Annotated in this window: 10 protein-coding genes; 5 read left to right on the plus strand and 5 right to left on the minus strand. The window is 43.5% G+C overall.

Annotation, left to right across the window (positions count from 1 at the left end; all coding sequences use genetic code 11):
- Window positions 1–44: 44 nt before the first annotated feature.
- The 3 genes from ACX0HA_RS04880 to ACX0HA_RS04890 are packed head-to-tail and all read right to left on the minus strand — an operon-like array spanning window position 45 to window position 3,892.
- Window positions 45–1,061 carry a hypothetical protein gene (locus ACX0HA_RS04880; protein WP_458844147.1) on the minus strand — a complete coding sequence of 339 codons (1,017 nt, stop codon included), beginning with the start codon at window positions 1,059–1,061 and terminating at the stop codon, window positions 45–47.
- A 34-nt stretch (window positions 1,062–1,095) separates the two neighbouring features.
- Window positions 1,096–1,608, minus strand: coding sequence for a hypothetical protein (locus ACX0HA_RS04885; protein WP_458844148.1), 513 nt, complete (start codon window positions 1,606–1,608; stop codon window positions 1,096–1,098).
- Window positions 1,609–1,651: 43 nt separating this feature from the next.
- The gene (locus ACX0HA_RS04890; protein ID WP_458844149.1) at window positions 1,652–3,892 is read right to left on the minus strand and encodes a tetratricopeptide repeat-containing sensor histidine kinase; all 2,241 of its coding nucleotides are present in this window, start codon (window positions 3,890–3,892) and stop codon (window positions 1,652–1,654) included.
- Between the two features lie 160 nt (window positions 3,893–4,052).
- On the opposite strand from ACX0HA_RS04890, the gene ACX0HA_RS04895 reads away from it, so the two are divergent.
- The 5 genes from ACX0HA_RS04895 (at window position 4,053) to pbpC (ending at window position 13,140) form a co-directional block, all read left to right on the plus strand.
- Window positions 4,053–4,496 (plus strand): nucleoside deaminase, encoded by a 444-nt coding sequence (locus ACX0HA_RS04895; RefSeq protein ID WP_458844150.1) that lies wholly within the window; start codon window positions 4,053–4,055, stop codon window positions 4,494–4,496.
- A gap of 154 nt (window positions 4,497–4,650) precedes the next feature.
- Window positions 4,651–10,155, plus strand: coding sequence for an alpha-2-macroglobulin family protein (locus tag ACX0HA_RS04900; protein ID WP_458844151.1), 5,505 nt, complete (start codon window positions 4,651–4,653; stop codon window positions 10,153–10,155).
- A gap of 90 nt (window positions 10,156–10,245) precedes the next feature.
- Complete coding sequence (locus tag ACX0HA_RS04905) at window positions 10,246–10,491, plus strand: hypothetical protein (protein ID WP_458844152.1); 246 nt, start codon at window positions 10,246–10,248, stop codon at window positions 10,489–10,491.
- Complete coding sequence (locus ACX0HA_RS04910; RefSeq protein WP_458844153.1) at window positions 10,476–10,778, plus strand: type II toxin-antitoxin system RelE/ParE family toxin; 303 nt, start codon at window positions 10,476–10,478, stop codon at window positions 10,776–10,778. The genes ACX0HA_RS04905 and ACX0HA_RS04910 overlap by 16 nt, the downstream gene beginning before the upstream one ends.
- 10 nt (window positions 10,779–10,788) lie before the next feature.
- The gene (pbpC, locus tag ACX0HA_RS04915; RefSeq protein ID WP_458844154.1) at window positions 10,789–13,140 is read left to right on the plus strand and encodes a penicillin-binding protein 1C; all 2,352 of its coding nucleotides are present in this window, start codon (window positions 10,789–10,791) and stop codon (window positions 13,138–13,140) included.
- Between the two features lie 136 nt (window positions 13,141–13,276).
- Here the strand turns inward: pbpC and ACX0HA_RS04920 are convergent, their stop codons facing one another.
- Window positions 13,277–14,071 (minus strand): bestrophin-like domain, encoded by a 795-nt coding sequence (locus ACX0HA_RS04920; protein ID WP_458844155.1) that lies wholly within the window; start codon window positions 14,069–14,071, stop codon window positions 13,277–13,279.
- An 11-nt stretch (window positions 14,072–14,082) separates the two neighbouring features.
- A complete protein-coding gene (locus ACX0HA_RS04925; protein ID WP_458844156.1) occupies window positions 14,083–14,886 on the minus strand; it encodes a hypothetical protein in 804 nt (267 codons plus the stop codon).
- Between the last annotated feature and the right edge of the window lie 71 nt (window positions 14,887–14,957).

The following is a 14,957-nucleotide window of genomic DNA, read 5'->3' on the forward strand; positions in this document are numbered from 1 at the left end:
GTTGATTCGGTTATTCGAATGAACAAATAACCAAATAAACTGCCTTAGTGCTGACAGTCATTGATTTTGGCGATTTCATTAAAGGCGCTCACAAAATATTCCATATCCGATACAGGGCTTTGTATGAGGTAATATTTAAAGTCGAAGTCTGAATTGGTAGCATATTTATGGCATATTATCTTTTCAAAATCTGCTAAGTTGTTCATGCAGTACAAATCCCTGTAATGCTCTATTTTATCCTGCCATTCAGCCTCAATTGTTGTTTTCCTGTAAATTTTACAGTCGTTTATCACAAAGGCCCATTCTCCAATATCACCAAAAATGCCTGCGGTCATAGACATCATGGCGTTCACATGATAATATCTGATGCTACCTTTGTTAAGGTTGTCAAGCAATATGCTTTTAAGTTCATCTATAAGGGCTTTGTCATTGCCCATTTCAAAGTAATGTAAAACAGCAATGTCAAATTTCCTCATATTACCAATTACAGTATCTCTCAGAATATTGGCTCCCAATTTCTCTTCCGAATAAAAGCCCTCTTTTTTAATTAAGCTGACAAGGTTTTTCATATTTGCCCGGTTAAGTTGCTGAAGCGTATCGGGTAATTCTTGCAAATGATAATATTTCTCTCGCCTTAATTCGTTATAGCTTATGTCAAGATTTAAGAACTCAGTCATTTTATCAGCATATTCTTTATTTGTTGCTGCTTTATCATTCATTACCTGTTCTGCTTTCAGGGTAATTCTTTTAAACTCATCATTAGTAAGGTAGTTCCTGAATGTTTTTTTAGTAAAGAATTTTTCGCCCACGCCTTTGACTGCGAGCTTATCGGCAAAACTTAAAACCTTGGTTGTGTTTTTAAGTTTATGGGCACATATACAGGCATTATAAAGGTCGGCTGCGAACTCAATTTTGGTGTCTGCGAAAGCAGTTTCATAGTTTTTAAGGGCTTCGGCATATCGGCCGTCGGTTATATTCAGTTCGGCTTTATTTATGAGTGCATTGTAGGTATGGCCAATGCTTTGGGAATTTACTTTGGCAGCAGCCAATAGTAAAAACATAGCGATAAAAAGTTTGAAATATCTCATATACTACTTATGATTTATTCCCTTTTGCTTTTGGGGCTTCCTTAGCCGGTAAAGGAGGCGGGGGCGGAACAGAATCGTGATGAACTGAGTCATCGGGATATGCTACCATCCCCACAGTTGTCGACCTGTCTGGTGTTGGGGGCGGCGGTATTGCTATAGTATCAGTTGAAACAGCAACTTCCCCGGTGGTTGTTATGGGTTTACCCATACAGCTAACCAGTGTAGAACCCATGGTTACCAGTAACGCCAGTAAAAAGATATTCCTGAATTTTGTTTGCGAATACAAAACCTTTCTTGGAATATTGATGGCAACCGGCTCTTCGAGCTGATCGTTCCTGAAGCGTCCGCAAACCCCGTTATTGCTGTTTTTACGAAGGTAAATTACGATTTCTTCGTTACTCATTCGGGTAAAGTCGGTAACAGATTTGCTGCATGCGCTGCAAAAGCGGCCCTGCTCATCAGGAGTCATGGCAGCCCAGTTTTCGTGGCAGGGCTTTGGTACAGAAAATAGTTTGTTCATAGTAGGTGGTTTTTGGTATAACGTAACTCCACTACAAAATGTTTTATGCACTGATATTGCTTTGTGCTTCAGGTTCAAAAAAGTTTTTATTGTTCAAAAATTCAAGATGCAATGTGAGGCCGTTGTCGTTTATAAAATCTGGCGAAGCGCTAAGTTCTCCGCTAAAGCCTTTAATTAGTTTTATGCCAAGCGACTGAAACTGGGTGTTGTTAAGGTCGCTTTCAGTACCTATGCCGTTATCTTTTACAATTAGCGATACCCTGTTTTCGGGTAATTCTTTGATTTTTATTTCGATAGTCCCAGGTCTTTGGTCAGGAAAAGCGTGTTTGAGTGAATTAATGATGGTTTCGTTAATAATGAGAGCCAACGGCACTGCCTGTGCGGGAGGAATCTCTATTGGGTCTACATCGAGAATGAAAATAATGTTCTTGGTGTTAAATGTAGCTTTAAAATATTCTGTTAGTTCCTCTATGTATTTCCTGATATTTATAGATGCTGTATTCTCAGACTGGTACAGCTTTTTATGCAGGAGCGACATGGAGTGTATCCTGTCCTGGCTGTTTTTTATGGCTTCAATGGCGGCTTCATCTTTAAGAAAATGCACTTGGGTGTTTAGTAAGCTCATTACTATTTGCAGGTTGTTCTTAACCCTGTGATGTATTTCTTTAAGCAGCCATTCTTTTTCGTTGAGAAGGTTTTCAAGCATATTATTCTTAACAGTTGTCTGTGTCCTCATCTTTTTATTAATGACGTAGCGTCGATAGATAAGCCCTATTGATAGTATCAGAAGGAGTATTCCTGCCAGGCTCAGGTTTTTTTCAAGAGTGGCTTTAGACAGTTTAGCTTGCTGAAGCTCTGCCTGTTTTTTTAAAAGCTGATTGTCTTTTTCTTTTTTCTCGGTATCATATTTTACCTGATGTTCTGTAAGCTGGCTATTTTTGGCTTCATTAAAAAGGCTGTCTTTATATTTTACTGATGTTTTGTAGTTCTGCAGGGCAGAAGCATTATTTCCGTGTACCGAATCCAACTGAGACAACATATCGTATGAGAACATCAGCTTTTCAATGCTTTTTAGTTTTTCGGATCGGCCTTTATAATCATTTACATAAGTCCGGCATAGGTTATAATCTTTGGTGTAAAAATAATAGAGTATCAATATGCGCTGCAATCTTAGGTAATTCATATCGTTAAGATTCCCTTTTTTGAATTCAGCAATCGCTATATCAGCATATTTTTTAACGTCGGCATCATTTTTAAAGAATATGCTGCTTTTTATTAGGATTGGTACAGCCTGCCTGCGCATTAGTTCTCCCAGTTCATCATACGAGTTTTTTATGATCTCAATATGTGGTTTTGCGTTTGAAGGGTTTTTGGTATGCAGTAATTCGCCCACCAGGTTTAATTCATAGAGTATCCTCATCTCATTATCAAAATATTGTTTTGAGATATCTATGGCTTTTTTAAAATAAGCAATCGCTTTTTGGGTATCCTTCATACCCCTGTAGGTAACCCCTGCCAAATTGTATATGTAAGCATCCTCTGTATTGGGGTCTTCTATCTTATCGGTGGCATCTATAGCTTTAAGCATAAACTCCAGGGCCTTGTCCTGCTTGCCTAACTCGGTGTATAAGCCGGCCATTAAAGAGTAGGTCCCCTGTACGTTTTTTCGCCTGGCCTGTCGCGAGACCTTTAAAGCCTCATTAAAATAGGAGAGGGCTTTAGTATAATCATTAGCTACAATATAATCATAGGCAATATTTTCAAGCGCTTCGGCTTCGGTAATTTTATTATGCGCCCTGCGTGCTATTTTTAGTGCTTTTGTCGCCAGCGCAAGCAGTTTTCCTTCGGTGTTCGAAATTGCCTGAAGTTTCATTTGTGCCCGGTAAGCTTCGCACAGGTTGTTCAGATCATTATTTTTTTCAAAAAGAGCCATTGCTTTTTTTGCCTGTTCCATAGCCCCTTTTGTGTCGCCAATAAAGTACTGATACCGGGATCTTAAAAGGTAGCTCTTGCCTGTTATTTCGTCAGAATGTATTCTTTTGCTTAGCTTCTCTACTTTCTCAAGATAAATTCGGGCGCTGTCCAGCGATTTTACATTTGCAATCTTCAGGCAGCGATCCATGTGCAGATTGGCGATCTTGTCCATTGTATTTATTCGTGCAGTATCAGATTTTGTCTGATGGAGCTTTTTATAAAGCTCATCAAACTTTTTATTGCCAATCTGAGCATAGCACAGCAAGGAAGTAAATAACAAGACGGAGATGTATATGAAAATTTTTTTCATATAAAATTGATTTAGACGTGATTAGAAAGATGTTGGGTTAAAATTAACATTTTTTTTCATGCGATATTCCTAAAAGGAATTGCAGCGAAGGATACTGCCTAACCGAAATTTAAGGTTTTATTTAAGATACTTTTGTAATCATAATCGTATTTTTGTTGCTATGGAGAACATCTTTACCCATGAGTATTTTATGAAGAAGGCCCTGCTCGAAGCGCAGGATGCATTTGATAAAGGCGAAATACCCGTAGGTGCTCTGGTTGTAGTAGATAACAGGGTTATTGCTAAATCCCATAACCTTACCGAACTGCTTGTTGATGTTACTGCCCATGCCGAGATGCAGGCCATAACTGCGGCGGCAAACTTCATTGGCGGCAAGTACCTTACGGGCTGTACACTCTATGTTACGCTCGAGCCCTGCCAGATGTGTGCCGGGGCATTGTACTGGAGCCAGGTGAGCCGCATTGTTTTTGGTGCCGAAGATGATCACAGAGGCTACAGGGCGATGGGTGGAAAGCTGCACCCAAAAACAGAAGTGGTGGCCGGAATCATGGCCGAAGAATGTGGCGCTTTAGTAAAAGATTTTTTTAAAAAACGCAGGCGCTAACTTTTAGAAAGTCAATGAATTAGCGGTGTTCAAAAATATTTTCAAAATCATTAAAATATATCGTAATTTCATCACAATATTTGTAAGACATTCTTAGTTATAGCGTGAAATAAGTTACTTAAAAATAATTTTTTAACCTAATCCAACCAATCGTATGAAAACCCTTAGACTGATGCTGTGCCTTACAGTTATCACCGTGCTGTTTCATGCCTGCTCTGAAAAATCAGGAAAAGACTTTGACTCTGATTACACCCTGTACAGGGATTACATTACAAGCTTTTCATCGGGAGTAATTTCTACAACGTCCGACATACAGGTTGGCCTGGCATTCACCAAAAAAGAATGGCAGGACGGACAGGAGCTCGACAAAAATTATTTTACAGTTTCGCCTTCGGCAGAAGGTAAAGTGGTTTTTCTTGCAGGGAACATACTTGCCTTTCGCCCAACAAAAAAACTGGAACAGGATACCGAATACCGCGTTACCCTCCACCTCTCTAAATTTATTGAGTTGCCGAATAACCTGGCCGACTTTAATTTCAGGGTAAGAACCATAAAACAGGACTTTTTGGTTACCGTTCAGGACCTGCAATCTTACAACAGGGACTGGCAGTTTCTTAATGGTACGCTGAAAACCAGCGACCAGATGGATTTGGCTACAGCCAAAAAAATAGTGACCGCCGAACAGGATGGCCGCAAGCTGCCCGTGCGCTTTGACGGCAAGGCTGGGGGAGCAACCGATTTCCATTTTATAATAGACAGCATTCAGCGCAAGCCCCAAAACAGCAAAGTAAAGATCAGCTGGAGTGGTAAGAGCGTAGGTATAGACAGGGAAGACTCTGAATTTTTTGAAGTGCCGGGTAAGGATAACTTTAAAGTAGTGAACATGACTCCTGCCGATGGCGATAACCAGACGCTGCTCATCAACTTCTCTGACCCACTGCAAAAGGATCAGGATTTTAGCGGTCTCGTTGCCGTAGAAACAATACAGAACCTGAAATATGCCGTAGACGGAAACCTGCTTAAAGTGTTTTTTGCCGAACCGCTTAACGGAAGTTTTTTGGTTGAGGTGTTTCAGGGTATTGAGAGTGTTGACGGGTTTAAGACCAGGGTAACCCATAGCGAAAAAGTGCTTTTTGAGCAGCTTAAACCCGAAGTGCGCTTTATTAAGAGCGGTACCATACTGCCATCATCCAGCAACCTGAAGATAAACTTTGAAGCTGTGAACCTGAGCGCGGTAGATGTTAAGGTGTACCGCATATTTGAGAACAATGTGCTGCAATTCCTTCAGGATAATGAGCTTAACGGCAACTACAATATGCGAACGGTATCATTGCCGGTAGCGAAAACCAAGCTGGTACTGAATGCTGATAAGACTAAAAATTATGGCAAGTGGAATGCTTATTCGCTTGACCTTGCCAAACTGATACAGCCACAGCAAGGTGCGATTTACCGTGTAGAGATGACAATGAAAAGAGCATACTCTCTATACAAATGCGATGACTCAGGCAGCGTTCAGCAGACTGCTGATGAGCCGGAAGAGGAAGAAGAAGATTTCTCTGAGTATGATGAAGGATATGATTACTATGGCGATGATTATGACTGGGATCAAAGGGATAACCCTTGCCACAGCAGTTATTTCGTTGGCTATGAAAGAAGAGTAAGTACCAATGTTCTGGCAAGTGACCTTGGGGTTATTGCCAAGCGCGGGGCTAATGATAATTATTTCTTTGCCGTAACAAGTATCACCTCGACACAGCCCGTTGTTGGGGCCAAAGTAGACATCTACAATTACCAGCGCCAGAAAATGGGCTCTGCCGTAACGGGCAATGAGGGTACGGTAAGTTTCACCGCTAAGAAAGGGGGTTATTTTGCCATCGTAAAAAAAGACAATAACACGACCTACGTTAAGCTGTATGACGGTAATGCGAAGTCGGTTTCCAACTTTGATGTAGACGGTTCCCAATTAGTGAAAGGGCTTAAAGGCTACATTTATGGCGAGAGGGGCGTTTGGCGTCCGGGCGATACCTTGTTCATAGGCTTCATACTTAACGACAAGGCGGCAAAACTGCCGGGTACGCATCCTATAAAACTAAGGTTGAGTGACCCTAATGGTAAGATGATGTTCCAGGCGGTGCAGACCTATAACGAACGTAATCACTTTAAATTTATAGTGCCAACACAGCAAACTGCCCCTACGGGTAACTGGGAGGCAATGGTAAGCGTGGGTGGTGCCCATTTTTACAAAAGCATCAAAATCGAGACCATCAAGCCAAACAGGCTGAAGATAAAGAACAGCCTTGAAGGTAAAATGCTATCGGCGAATGCCCAAAATACAGGAACTGTTCAGGTAGCATGGCTGCATGGCGCTATTGCCAAAGACCTTAAGGTCGAGATGCAGGCTAAATTCCTGGAGCAGACAACAAGCTTTAAAGGATACCTGAATTATGTGTTCGATGATCCTGCGCAGGCTTTTAGCAGCGAAGAAGTAAACATATTCTCAGGCAAGACCGATGATAACGGTACAGCTGTGGTAACGCTTCAGCCAAAACTGCAATCGCGTGCTCCGGGTATGCTGAAAACAGCGATCATTACGAAAGCCTACGAAAAAGGAGGCGACTTTAGTACCGATGTGATTACGGCATCTTACTCGCCATATAATACCTATGTGGGTGTAAAAATGCCGCAGGGCAATAAATATGGCATGCTCGAAACCGGTAAAAGCAACCGCTTTGAGGTGGCAACCGTAAACGAAAAAGGCCAGGCAAAACCGGGCCGTAAAGTAGATGTAAGAGTCTACAAAGTTGAATGGCGCTGGTGGTGGGACGAATCTAACAGCGGGCCATCGTCTTACAGCACAGCTATTGCCAATATGCCTTTTTATAGTGAGCAGGTAGTTACCAATGCTTCGGGGAAGGCATCATTCAGCTTTAAGACCGATGAGGAGCAATGGGGCCGATACCTTATCCGTGTTACTGATTATGAGGGAGGGCACTCTGCCGGACAAACGGTATATATTGATTATCCGTCATGGTCAGGCCGTAGCCGCAATAATGGAGGTGAAGACGCTGCAATGCTAATGTTTACTGCCGACAAGGAGAAATATGCGGTAGGCGAGAAAGCAACCATATCGTTTCCTTCAAGCGAAGGAGGGCGTGCATTGGTATCGCTTGAAAATGGCTCTAAAGTAGTGCAGACCTACTGGGCACCAACCCGTAAAGGCGAAACCCAGATCGTAATTCCGGTAACGGCAAAAATGGCGCCCAATGTGTACATTCATATCACGCTGCTGCAACCGCACGCTACCACAGCCAATGACTCGCCGATACGCCTTTATGGTATCATCCCTATTGAAGTGGTCGATAAGAACACTATTCTTCAGCCAAAGATAACCATGCCCGATGTACTGAAGCCGGAGCAGAAGACCACAATAAAAGTAAGCGAACAAAATGGCAAGCCCATGACTTATACCCTTGCGGTAGTAGACGAAGGCCTGCTTGACCTTACCCGCTTTAAAACCCCGAACGCATGGGATGCGTTCTATGCTAAAGAAGCACTTGGCGTAAAAACATGGGATATCTATGATGATGTGATTGGTGCTTATGGTGGCAAGGTAAACCAGGTATTCAGTATAGGTGGAGATGCCGACCTTGGCGGTGGTAAAGCCAAAAAAGCCAACAGGTTCAAACCGGTGGTAATGTACTTTGGTCCGTTTACTGTTGGCAAAGGCCAGACAAGGGTGCACGAAATAAAACTGCCTAAATATGTAGGTTCGGTGCGTACTATGGTAGTTGCAGCCAATACCGATCTGAGTGCTTATGGTATGGCCGAAAAGGCTACTCCGGTGCGCAGTCCGCTGATGTTATTGGCATCACTGCCAAGAAAGGTTACACCAAAAGAAAGGGTAACACTTCCGGTAACGGTATTTGCAATGGAAAATCAGGTTAAGAATGTAACGCTAACGGTAAAAACCAATAACGGTATAAGAGTGGTGGGAGCATCGTCGCAATCAGTGAGCTTTGCCCGCCCGGATGAGAAGGTGGTGTATTTTGACCTTGAAGTGAACGATGTTACGGGCATAGGTAAAGTAACGGTAACGGCGACATCTGGCAGTGCAAAGGCAAGCTATGACGTAGAGCTGGATATCATGAACCCTAATCCGGTTACCAGAAACTATAAAGAGCTGGTGCTTGAACCTGGGAAATCGGCGACGGTAAACTGGAACAGCTTTGGCGTTGCCGGCAGTAATGTCGCAAGGCTTGAGGTATCGTCGTTCCCGTCTATCGACTTTAACCGCAGGCTCGATTACCTAATACAATATCCTCATGGCTGTGTGGAGCAGACAACATCTGCCGCGTTCCCGCAATTATACCTTGCTGATATTGCCGATATAGATGGTACACGCAAGCAAAAGATACAGAAAAATGTTACTGCAGCATTGCAAAGACTGTCACAGTTTCAGGTGGCTAATGGCGGTTTTGCCTACTGGCCGGGAATGAACGAAGCCGATGACTGGGGTACGAGCTATGCCGGGCATTTCTTTATCGAAGCAGAGAAGAAAGGGTATGCGCTTCCGCTGAATGCGAAAAAACAATGGCTGCAATACCAGCAGAGAGTGGCAAGGCAATGGCGATACGATAGTGGCTACCATAACGATTTTGCGCAGGCATATCGATTATATACATTGGCACTTGCCGGAGCACCCGACCTTTCGTCTATGAACAGGTTGAGGGAAACAGCAGGTATCTCTAATGAATCTAAACTTAGGCTTGCTGCTGCCTATGCATTAGCAGGACAAAAAGCGGTAGGCCAGCAATTGCTGGCACAAAGCAGCCTTGATGTAGAGAACAACCCGTACCAATATTATTACTATGGTTCGGCGGCACGCAACAGGGCAATGGCACTTGAAACATTAGTGATATTGGGTCAGAAAGAGAAAGCTTTCAGTATGGCGACCAAACTGGCAAAACAAATGTCGTCAGGCGAATGGATGAGTACGCAAACGTCAGCATACTGCCTGTATGCAATGTCTAAGTTTGCATTAAATAATGGCCCGAAAGGCATCGATATTACCTATACAAGCAAAGGCAAGTCGCAGGCTATCGCTACGCAAAAAACCTTTGCCGACAGGAAACTTGACATAAGTGCAAGTAACACTGTGGCGCTTAAGAACAACAATAAAGGAACGCTATATATAAAAGTTGTGTACAGCGGCATATTGCCTGTAGGTCAGGAACAAACCGAAGAACGCGGACTGAAAACCGGCATAGTGTTCAAAGACAGGGGCGGTAATGCTATCAACCCGTCATCGCTGACGCAAGGTACCGAGTTTGTGGCTGAGGTAACCATAAGCAATACCAAAGGCGAAAGGGTAGAGAACGTGGCGCTTACGCAGATCATCCCATCAGGATGGGAAATCGTGAACACGAGGTTTACCGACTTTGGCAGCTTTGCCGAAAATAACGTAGACTACACCGATATAAGGGACGACAGGACGAACTTCTACTTCCCGCTGAAGGCCAACGAAACCAAAACCTTCAGGATACTGCTCAACGCCAGCTATCCGGGCAGCTATTACCTGCCGGGTGTGCAGTGCGAAGCCATGTATGACAACTCGTTTATGGCAAGGACCAAAGGGCAGTGGGTTAAGGTTGTGAGGTAAGGATAATTTATAGGGCGGCATATGAATAATTATATGTCGCCTCTTTAAAAGGGTAAAATCTTAGTATATTTGATATTCAAGACAAATGTTATGGAAGCTTATAAATTGAGGGAAAAACTTATTCAGGAAATAAGTATGGCAGATGAAAATTTACTAAAAATAGTAGAGGATGCTATTGATGTTTATCAGCAGCGTCATCCGGTAATTGTATCTGAGCCCATAAGTATTGAGCAATACAATAAAGAACTTGATATTGCTGATGAGCAGTTCGAAAAAGGAGATGTATTTACTCATGATGAGGTAAGTGAGCTTATAAAAAGATGGGGAAGAAAATAATATGGACACGTATTGCTCTTGATCAGCTTTACGAAATTCATGAATACATCTTAAATACTACTAAATCCCTATCTATTGCAGATAAGGTTATTATACAAATTCAAAAATCGACTTTGATTCTAAGCACAAATCATGAAATTTATCCATTAGATACATTTAGAGGGTATAATGATGGCAGTTATAGAGCTTACGAGATTTTTCATTACAGAATTGCCTATAAGTTTTCGGGAGATGTAATCAGAATTTCTTCTGTTAGGCATACAAGCAGATTTCCAAAATCATATTAATCATCAAACGATGAAACTCATTAATTGGATCAAATCCAATAAACTCCGAACAGCCGTAACCGTTGTGTTTTTGGTGGGCTATTATTTTTGCCTGCCTCGAACATTGTTTGAGTCACCATACTCTACCGTGATAGAAAGCAGTGACGGCGAACTGTTGGGCGCACGTATAGCCCGTGACGGACAGTGGCGTTTTCCGGCGCAGGACAGCGTGCCTTATAAATTCAAGAAGTGCATTGTCTATTTTGAGGACCAGCATTTTTACAGCCATCCGGGGTTTAATCCCGTAGCTATTGGCAAAGCTATGAAGCAGAATTACAATGCCGGTAAAGTGGTGCGTGGGGGTAGTACGCTTACGCAACAGGTAGTACGCCTTTCGCGTGAAGGTAAAAAACGCAGCTATTTTGAGAAATTGCTTGAAATGCTATTGGCAACCCGCCTTGAGGTGCGCCACAACAAAGATGAGATACTGGGGCTGTATGCCGCACACGCTCCCTATGGAGGAAACGTGGTAGGGCTTGAGATGGCATCGTGGCGTTACTTTGGCGTTCAGCCGCACCAATTGTCGTGGGCAGAAACAGCTACGCTTGCCGTATTGCCTAATGCCCCAAGTCTTATCTATCCGGGTAAGAATCAGCGGAATTTGTTGGCCAAACGCAACCGCCTGCTCAAAAAGCTATTCGAAGAAAAGGTAATAGACCAAACGACTTATGAGCTTTCGCTTCAGGAAGACCTGCCGCAAAAACCATTCAAACTGCCTCAGGCTGCGCCGCACCTGTTGCAGAACATCGCTAAAACCAAAGAAGGGCAGCGTATTAAAACCACAGTACAAAACGACCTTCAGGCAAGAGTAAACCAGATTGCCGCCCGCTATTATCAGGAATATAAACAGACCGAAGTGCATAACCTTGCTATTCTTGTAGTTGATGTACAGACACGCAATGTTGTGGCCTACGTAGGCAATTCACCTACCGACAGGAACCACCAAAAGGATGTGGATATTATTCCCGCACCGAGAAGCACCGGAAGTATTTTGAAACCCTTCCTTTATGCCTCGATGCTGGATGCAGGCGAATTATTGCCAAATACTTTAGTTGCCGATGTACCTACGCAGATTGCGGGTTATTCGCCTAAAAATTTTGAACTTACTTATGATGGCGCTGTACCTGCACAAAAGGCATTGTCGCGTTCGCTGAACATACCGTCGGTACTGATGCTGAAGGATTTTGGCGTATACCGTTTCTATGAACAGTTACAGCATTTTAAACTACACAACATCAACAAACACCCAAACCATTACGGCCTGTCACTAATTCTTGGTGGTGCCGAAAGCAACCTTTGGGACTTGTGCCGTACATACGCCGGACTGAGCGGAACACTAAACCATTTTACCGCAACGCAGGCGAAATACCATACAGGTGAATTTGCCGAACTCAATTGGGACAGCAATCATACGGCCGATTTTGGCAAAGAGGTATTCAATAAGCCACAGCTTGGAGCGGGATCAATATGGCTAACCTATAATGCCATGAAAGAAGTGAACCGCCCTCAGGGCGATGAGGCATGGCGTTTTTATGACTCATCACTTGAGATTGCCTGGAAAACAGGCACAAGCTTTGGTAGCCGCGATGCATGGGCCATTGGCACGAGTTCGCGTTATGTGGTAGGGGTTTGGGTTGGTAATGCCTCGGGAGAGGGCAGGCCGTCGCTTACGGGCGTGGGCAGTGCCGCACCTATATTGTTTGACGTATTCAATCTGCTGCCGCGTACCAAGTGGTTTGCAACACCCTTTAACGACCTTGAAGAAGCCGATGTATGCAGCCTGAGCGGACATCTTGCAGGAGAACATTGCCCGACAATTAAACAATGGATACCAATTAACGGAAGAAAAACAACAGTATGCCAGTACCATAAAGTAGTGCACCTTGATCCTACAGGTCAGTTTCAGGTGAACAGCAGCTGCGAAAGCGTAGATAACATGATCACCAAAACCTGGTTTGTACTTCCTCCCGTTATGGAGTGGTATTACAAAGGCCTGCACATGGACTATATGCCACTGCCGCCTTTCCGCAGCGATTGCCAGGGTATAACAGGCAGTAGTATGGATTTTATTTATCCAAAAGAAAATGGAAAAATCTATCTGACCAAAGATTTTAACGGACAGGTACAGCCCGTGATACTCCGTGCAGCGCATTCCTTGGCGAATGCCAGACTATTTTGGTATATCGGCGACCGATACCTGGGCGAAACCCAAACGTTTCATGAAATGCCTGTAAATGCCTCGACAGGTAAATACATCATTACCGTGACCGATGAAACAGGCAATGAGATTCGGAGGAAGATTGAGATAGTGAGTGAGGAGTAGTGTTCAGTATTCAGACGCAGTTAATATAGTCAGGAGTAAGCAAAATCCGCGGTTATCTGCCCAATCCGCTTCATCCGTGTTCGATTTGTGGTTTGATCTCTTTTGGTTTGCTATTTCTAATGTTAGAATGTGCTGATCATTCTCCTTTAAACTGGTCTATTTGCGAGAATATTGCATTATGGCTCACGTCAAGTTGTATCAGTCCCCTGCGCGGCCTGTCGAGATCGAGCGTTATGTAAATAACCATTGCGCTCAGGAAACAGAATCCCATCGCAATATACCAGTCGATCTTTCCTTTTTCGCCCGATATGTAACCCATAAAGAATGCCGAAACAAAAGAGAGTATGAACAGCATGGTCACAATAGACTGCGGGACTTTCATCAGCTCGCTGTAGTCGTTAGATGTGGCGCTGTCAAACATCTCATTGAGGGCAGGGATCATTTGGTTAGACGGTATGATACTTGGAGCGTTTACAGATAATGTCATAGCTCTTTTCCATAAGCTGTTGCCTGCTTTTTGCTGTGACGCTGCATATTCGGATATTTTTGGGTCATCCCTTTGGCATTTCAGATAATCAATGCGAGCCTGAAGGTAATCTTTAAAATCGGCCCTGAAAGCGTTACGCTGTTCTTCAGGATAGAGGTCAGCTCTGAGAATGGCAGTTCCAATAGCATTAGCCTCGGCAATAGAAGCCGATCTTCTTGCTTCATATCGCGAACCGCCCATGCCAAAGGTAAAGGCAAGTAAAAAAGCCAGCAGTCCGAAAACAGAGCCGAATATGGTTTTATTGGACTCATTTTCGATATAATCTTTCTTCTGGGCCTTCTTCTTACCTGTTCTTGCACCAAGCCAAATGCAGATAAGCATTATCGCAAACAATAAAAGAGCATATACCCAAGCATCTATGTCGTGAAGTAGCCTAATATTCATAGTATTTATCATTATTTAGGAAAAACAAAAGTTACAACAGCTCTCCAGCCCCAGTCGCCTCTTAGGCTTTCCGGAGCTATGATATTAAGGCGTGGGCCTACACCCAGCGATACTTTCTGTTTGCCAAGACTGGTCACACCCGTTACGATAGGATTTAGCCAAACTACACTTGTGCTGGTTTCCCAGTTTTGTGTCCATTCAGCATTAACGCCAAGCCCTGCACCGGTTTTCCAGTTGTGTACTAAAAACGGCTGTGCGAACATTTGGTTTACATCCGGTCTTTCGTCATCTCCTGCAACACTCCAAATTTGGTTTACCAAAACACCATAAGTCCATCCTCCTTTTTGCTGCAATACAAGAGCAGAAGGGCCTACGCCAAATTTTTTAGATGTCAGTAAATCATCGGTACCTGTCGGAATCAAGAATGCCGGGCCCACACCCCAGATGAACTTGCTCTGCTTAGGGCTGAAGAAGGCTGTGTATACTGCATCGCTTAGCCCGTTCTCGGTTGCACCGGGAGCGGTGATGTTGTTTTGGGTAACTATGGGCAATATCAGCCTGTTGATCATGTTCCATTTTTCGTTAAGGCTTACCGGAAGTACAGGTTGAAAGTTCATGGTGTTGCGGGAACCCTTAAACTCGCCTATACCATAATCGCTGTTGTTCTGGAACGGCACGCTGATGAGGTTAGCGACAGGGTTGGATAGTTTTTTTGCCAGTTCGGCAGCATCGTCTTTTGGCGCTTCGTCTTGGGCAATGGCCATTGTTGAGGTTAGTCCTGCAACTGCAAGGCATAAAAGTAGCTTTGTTTTCATAATAAAGGCTTTCGTAATTATTCTAAAGGTATAACTAAGTAGTATACAGCTGTTTTATTTGATGTTGCAGA

This window comes from Flavobacterium hauense, assembly GCF_054457175.1.